Source organism: Streptomyces sp. KR55, assembly GCF_052245645.1.
Taxonomy (GTDB): Bacteria; Actinomycetota; Actinomycetes; order Streptomycetales; family Streptomycetaceae; genus Streptomyces; species Streptomyces flavusporus.
Genome location: NZ_JBQQCE010000065.1, coordinates 22,208 through 28,479 on the forward strand (window position 1 = coordinate 22,208; position 6,272 = coordinate 28,479).

Consider the following 6,272-nt stretch of genomic DNA (forward strand, 5'->3'; position numbering starts at 1 on the left):
GTGGGGCAGGCGTGCTCAGGAAGTCGTGGCGCTCAGCGTGGCGAAGGCGATCACGTTGTCGCGGTACTCGTCGCCGGTACGGGGGCCGCCGCACGTGATCAGACGTAGTTCCGGACGGTTTACGTTCCCGTAGACGTCGTCGGCCGGGAAGTTCGCCTTGGCCACCGTCCGTACGGTGCTGATGGTGAACACCGCCGCCGTGCCGTTCTCCAGACGCGCGACGATCCGGTCGCCCCGGTGCAGGCGTGCGAGGTGACGGAAGACCCCGTCCCCGTAGGGGCCGACCGTGACATGGCCGAGGATGACCGACGGGCCGATCTGACCCGGTGTCGGCGAGTGCCGGTACCAGCCCGCCCGGTCGTCCGCCGTGATGGGGGGCACCTGCACAGTGCCGTCCGGCGCCAACCCCAGACGCATCACCGGGGTGTCGACGCCGATGGCCGGGATCCGCAGCCTGACCGGGGCCGAACGCCCCAGTGCCTGCGCAGACTTCACGGTGGGCCGCTGCGAGCTCCGGGGGCTTGCGGTCGAGGCCCGGCTGCCGCCGTGGCCGCCGCAGCCGACGAGCAGCGAGGCCGTCGCGGCGGTGACGAACGCGCGCCTGGAGAGCGGGGTCATGCCCAGGTCGCCCGTCGGCGGCGTACGACGAAGAACGCGGCGCCGCCGACGCCGAGCACCGCGGCAGCGGCGCCGCCGATCACCCCGCCATCGGTCCCGGACTGCGAGGAGGCTGCCGTCACTCCGGTGTCGGGTGCGCCGCTCGGTACGACAGCGACCTGACTCTCGGCCGGTGCCGGGGTCGGTTCGGTGGCGGCCGGGGGGCGGGTCGGTTCGGCGCTCGGGGTCGGGACGGCGGTGGACGGCGGGCGGGTCGGTTCGGCGCTGGGGGCCGGGGCCGGGGCGGCGGTGGCGGTCGGGTGGGCCGTGGGGACCGGGGACGGTCCGTCGGCGAACGCGGGTGCGGTGCCGGCCAGTACCGCGGTGCACGCAAGTGCCATGGCGTTGAGGACAGTTCGGCGCATTGAATCGCTCTCAATCGTCGGGCCGCCTGGGATGCGGCGGGCTGAGTGACGGATCGAGCGGAGAGACGAGGCGGCGGTGGAGCAGGTTGTAAAGAGCTGGCAAAGCGGTTACTCGGCTGGTCAGGGGGCGTAACAGGGGCATTGTCAGTGGCTGCCCCTACGCTCGGAGGCAATGGCACAGATGTGGAGGTGCTCGGGGCTGCGGTGGGCGGCCGGTGGGCCCGAGTTGGTGTGGAGTGGGGGACGCGCGAGTGCGCTGACCTGGGGGAAACGGGTGGCCTTCGGGATCGTGGAAGGAGGTGTGCGGACGTGTGTGGGTGCGCGGGGGCATGCGTGTCCGGGGAGGGCCGGCGTGCCGGGGCGGAGTACAGGGGCGCGGTGCGAGGAGTGTGCGCGGTTGGATCGGGCGCACTCCGTGGCGGCCGATGCGGTTCCCGACGATCCGCGGCCGTATCACGTGTATCTCGCGTGGTTCGGGCCAGGGATGGTGAAGGTGGGGATCACTGCCGTCGAGCGGGGGTCGGCCCGGTTGCTGGAGCAGGGGGCGGTCTGCTTCAGCTGGCTCGGTGCCGGGCCGTTGATGGCGGCGCGGCGGGCCGAGGAGCTGTTGCGGGCCGCGCTGCGGGTGCCGGACCGGATTCCGTACGCCGAGAAGCGGGCGGTACGGGCCGTGCTGCCGGGGACGGAGGCGGAGCGGGCGGCGGAGATCGAAGAGCTGCACGGGCGGGCGGTGACGCTCGGTGGGTGGCCGGAGTCGCTGGCGCGGGAGCCGTTCCGGGCGGTGGATCATGTGCGGGCGTTCGGGCTGGAGGGGGCGCCGCGCGCGGTCGGGGAAGTGAGCGAGCTCGTCGCCGGTGGGGTGGTGAGTGGGGAGCTGGTGGCTGCCGCCGGGCCTGATCTGCATCTGGCGACCGGAGGGAGGGGCGTCGTCGTTCTGGATACGCGGCTCATGACCGGGTGGGAGCTGGTTCCGGTCGGCGACGGGGGCGCGGGCGGGGAGACGTCCGTGCCGGTGCGGGAGCTCAAGGGAGGGGGAGGGGGAGGGTTGCAGGACGGGTTGTTCTGATGCGGGCGGACCTGTGATGGTGCAGGCGGACTGTGCTGGCTCGTGGTGATCCGCTCACAAGCGGTCTCCGTGGTCTCCGTGGTTCCACGGCCCCTCCCCGCGCCCGCGTCGGCGTTCCCAGGAGCCTCCTGAGAGGTGCCTGTGTGTTTCTCAGGGAAATCACAGGTTGTCGAAAGGGCGCTCTCAGAGCGCGCCTTCATGGTGTCCAGCATGACCACGACCTCGCCCCAGGGGCGCACCGAACTGCTGAGGCCGGACGGGAGCCCCGTCCGGGTGCTTGTTGTGGACGACGAGCTGTCGATCACCGAGCTGCTGTCCATGGCCCTGCGTTACGAGGGCTGGCAGATCCGGAGCGCGGGGGACGGCCAGGGTGCCGTCCAGGCCGCGCGTGAGTTCCGGCCCGATGCCGTCGTCCTCGACATGATGCTGCCCGACATGGACGGGCTGACCGTTCTCGGGCGGCTTCGGCGGGAGCTGCCGGACGTGCCGGTGCTGTTCCTGACCGCCAAGGACGCTGTCGAGGACCGCATCGCCGGGCTCACCGCCGGAGGCGACGACTACGTCACCAAGCCGTTCTCCCTCGAGGAGGTCGTCGCACGGCTGCGCGGGCTGATACGCCGGTCCGGTGCCGCCGACCGGCGGTCCGACTCCATGCTCGTCGTCGGTGACCTCACCCTCGACGAGGACAGTCACGAGGTGACCAGGGCCGGCGAGAACATCCACCTCACCGCCACCGAGTTCGAGCTGCTGCGCTTCCTCATGCGCAATCCGCGGCGTGTGCTGAGCAAGGCTCAGATCCTCGACCGGGTCTGGTCGTACGACTTCGGCGGGCAGGCCAATGTCGTCGAGCTGTACATCTCGTACCTGCGCAGGAAGATCGACGCCGGGCGCGAGCCGATGATTCACACCCGGCGTGGGGCCGGTTATCTGATCAAGCCCGCGGCGTCATGAGCCGGCGACGACAGTCGCGTGCGCAGCGGCGGCGAGCGGGACAGCCGCGCACCCTGCGGACGCGGCTCGTCGTCTCCGCGGTGACGCTCATCGCGGTGGTCTGCGCCGTGATCGGCACGGTGACGACGCTGGCGCTGCGCTCGCATCTGTACGAGCAGCTGGACGGGCAGGTCACCGACGCTGCCCGGCGCGCGGCGGGTCCTCCGGCCGGGGTGTTGCAGCCGGACGGCGGTGACCGGGGGCCGGGTGACCCGCAGGGCGGATCGCTGACGACCGAGACGGTGGACGAGCGGCTGGACAACTTCGTCACCAAGGGTCCGACGCAGGTCGACACCGTCGTCGCCGTCGTGGGTGGCGACGGCACGATCACCAAGGCGGTCGTCGCCGAGGATGAGTCCTCCACGAGCGGTGGCTTGAAGGCCGTCGAGCTCACCGCGGCACAGACGGCCGTGCTCGCGGACGTGTCCACGAGCGGCATCCACACCGTCGACATCCCGGGCCTGGGCGAGTACCGCGTCATGTATATGACCGGCGGCAAGGGCAATGCCTTTGTCGCGCTGCCCACCGACACCGTCACCAACACCGTCAGCACCCTGATCATCGTCGAGGTCAGCGTCACCGCCGCCGGCCTCATCGCGGCCTCCTTGGCCGGCGCCGCCATCGTCGGTGTGGCCCTGCGCCCCTTGCGCAAGGTCGCCGCCACCGCCACCCGGGTCTCCGAACTCCCCCTGCACAGCGGCGAGGTGAACCTCGACGAGCGGGTGTCGGAGTCCGAGACCGACCCGCACACCGAGGTCGGCCAGGTGGGCGCCGCGCTCAACCGGATGCTGGACCATGTGCACGGCGCGCTGCACGCACGGCAGCAGAGCGAGACGCGGGTACGGCAGTTCGTCGCGGACGCCAGTCATGAGCTGCGGACGCCGCTGGCATCCATCCGCGGGTACGCCGAACTCACCAGACGCGGAAGGGAACAGGTCGGCCCCGACACCCGGCACGCGCTCGGCCGTATCGAGTCCGAGGCCGGCCGGATGACCCTCCTCGTCGAGGACCTGCTCCTGCTCGCCCGCCTCGACGCCGGCCGTCCGCTGCAGTTCGAGCAGACCGACCTCGTACCGCTCGTCGTGGACACCATCAGCGACGCGCGTGTCGCGGGCCCGGACCACATCTGGCGGCTCGACCTGCCCGACGAACCCGCACTCGTGTCGGCGGACGCCGCCCGGCTGCAACAGGTGCTCGTCAACCTGCTCGCCAACGCCCGCACCCACACGCCGCCGGGTACGACCGTCACCGCGCGCGTACAGCGGCGCGGGACGTGGCTGTGCGTGGATGTCCAGGACGACGGGCCGGGCATTCCGCCCGAGCTGCTGCCGCGTGTCTTCGAGCGGTTCGCGCGCGGTGACACGGCGCGCTCCCGGGCGACCGGTTCGACCGGTCTGGGCCTTGCCATCGTGCAGGCGGTGGCGAGCGCGCACGGTGGTGCGGTGACCGTGGACAGCGTGCCCGGACGGACCGTGTTCACGGTGCATCTGCCGGCGTCGGCGCCCCAGCCGGTCGCCGAAATGAACTGGCAGTCGCACTCACAGGCACAGCACAGCGTCACCACACGGGTGCAACAGGGGGCTTGACAAGAGTCGTTCCCATGCGAACCGACTCTTCTCCCGGCAACCTGCCGGCGCGGGAGCACCTCCCGGCCGCACCAGCCGGTACGCCTGTCCTGGACGTAGTGATTCCCGTCTACAACGAGGAGAAGGACCTCCAGCCGTGTGTGCTGCGGCTGCACCAGCACCTCGCGCGCACCTTCCCGTACCCGTTCCGCATCACGATCGCGGACAACGCGTCGACGGACACCACACCTCAGGTATCGGCACGGCTGGAGGCGCAGCTTCCGGAGGTCCGGTCCTTCCGGCTGGAGCAGAAGGGCCGCGGGCGCGCACTGCGCACCGTCTGGTCGGCCTCGGACGCCCCGATCCTCGCGTACATGGACGTCGACCTGTCCACCGACCTCAACGCGCTGCTGCCGCTGGTGGCGCCGCTGATCTCCGGCCACTCGGACCTGGCGATCGGCTCCCGGCTGGCCCGCTCCTCACGCGTGGTGCGCGGCGCGAAGCGGGAGTTCATCTCCCGCTCGTACAACCTCATCCTGCGCGGCTCGCTCCAGGCCCGCTTCTCGGACGCGCAGTGCGGCTTCAAGGCGATCCGCAGGGATGTCGCCCAGGTGCTGCTGCCGCTGGTGGAGGACACCGGCTGGTTCTTCGACACCGAGATGCTGGTGCTCGCCGAGCGTGCGGGCCTGCGGATCCACGAGGTGCCCGTCGACTGGGTCGACGACCCCGACTCGACCGTGCACATCGTGAAGACGGCGACCGACGATCTCAAGGGCGTGTGGCGGGTGGGCAAGGCGCTGGCCACCGGTTCGCTGCCGCTGGACCGGCTCACCCGCCCCTTCGGCGACGACCCGCGCGACCGCGAGCTGCCCGACGTCCCCAAGGGACTGGCCCGCCAGCTGCTCGGCTTCTGTGTCGTCGGCGGTCTGTCCACGCTCTTCTACCTGCTGCTCTACACCGCCTTCCGCGGCTTCACCGGTTCGCAGCTCGCCAACGCGCTCGCCCTGCTGGTCTCCGCGATCGCCAACACCGCGGCCAACCGGCGGCTGACCTTCGGCGTGCGCGGCCGCGGCGGTGCCGTCAAGCACCAGGCGCAGGGCCTGGTCGTCTTCGGTATCGGCCTGGTCCTGACCAGCGGCTCCCTCGCCGCCCTGAACGCGGCGACCTCCCACCCCGGCCACTCCACGGAGCTCGCCGTCCTGATCGCCGCCAACCTCGCGGCGACGGTGCTGCGGTTCCTGCTCTTCCGGGCCTGGGTCTTCCCGGACCGGCGTGAGCAGGAGGCGTCGACGGCCGGTGCCTCGCCCACCCCGTACCACTCGCAGACCCCGCACCAGCCGCACCCGCCGCTGCCCCACCGCCCGACCGGGGCCCAACAGCCGTACGGCACAGACCACTTCCGCGCCGGTTCCGCCGCGGACCGCACCACCTGGCGGGACGCCACCCTGCAGCTGCAGCCGGTGCGCCCGAACGACGCCGACCCGAGGGACTTCCGATGACGACAACGACCGTGCCGGCTCCGTCGGCCGACACACCGACGGCGCCCGCGCCCGACGAACCCGGGCAGAACTTCGTACGACGGCTCTGGCGCGGTCGGCCAGAGGACCCGCGCTGGGTGCGCCCCGCGTT

The 6,272-nt window shown here is 71.6% G+C and carries 6 protein-coding genes; 4 read left to right on the forward strand and 2 right to left on the reverse strand.

All coding sequences use genetic code 11. The annotated features are described in order from the left end of the window. Positions 1-15: 15 nt before the first annotated feature. Entirely contained in the window at positions 16-618 is a 603-nt protein-coding gene (locus tag ACTWQJ_RS12365) for a class F sortase (RefSeq protein WP_443306677.1), read from the reverse strand. After that, on the reverse strand, positions 615-1,022 hold the full coding sequence (locus tag ACTWQJ_RS12370) for a sortase-dependent protein (RefSeq protein ID WP_443306678.1): 408 nt from the start codon (positions 1,020-1,022) through the stop codon (positions 615-617). The genes ACTWQJ_RS12365 and ACTWQJ_RS12370 overlap by 4 nt, the downstream gene beginning before the upstream one ends. A gap of 172 nt (positions 1,023-1,194) precedes the next feature. Between ACTWQJ_RS12370 and ACTWQJ_RS12375 the strand changes: the two genes are divergently transcribed. From ACTWQJ_RS12375 to ACTWQJ_RS12390, 4 genes are all read left to right on the forward strand, one after another. Continuing rightward, positions 1,195-2,088: a DUF2797 domain-containing protein gene (locus tag ACTWQJ_RS12375; RefSeq protein ID WP_443306679.1), complete on the forward strand. Its 894-nt coding sequence runs from the start codon at positions 1,195-1,197 to the stop codon at positions 2,086-2,088. A gap of 210 nt (positions 2,089-2,298) precedes the next feature. Beyond that, positions 2,299-3,039: a response regulator transcription factor gene (locus tag ACTWQJ_RS12380; protein WP_385510561.1), complete on the forward strand. Its 741-nt coding sequence runs from the start codon at positions 2,299-2,301 to the stop codon at positions 3,037-3,039. After that, positions 3,036-4,664 (forward strand): sensor histidine kinase, encoded by a 1,629-nt coding sequence (locus tag ACTWQJ_RS12385; protein ID WP_443306680.1) that lies wholly within the window; start codon positions 3,036-3,038, stop codon positions 4,662-4,664. Before ACTWQJ_RS12380 ends, ACTWQJ_RS12385 begins: the two co-directional genes overlap by 4 nt. A gap of 14 nt (positions 4,665-4,678) precedes the next feature. After that, the gene (locus tag ACTWQJ_RS12390; RefSeq protein ID WP_443306681.1) at positions 4,679-6,142 is read left to right on the forward strand and encodes a glycosyltransferase; all 1,464 of its coding nucleotides are present in this window, start codon (positions 4,679-4,681) and stop codon (positions 6,140-6,142) included. Positions 6,143-6,272 lie beyond the last annotated feature (130 nt).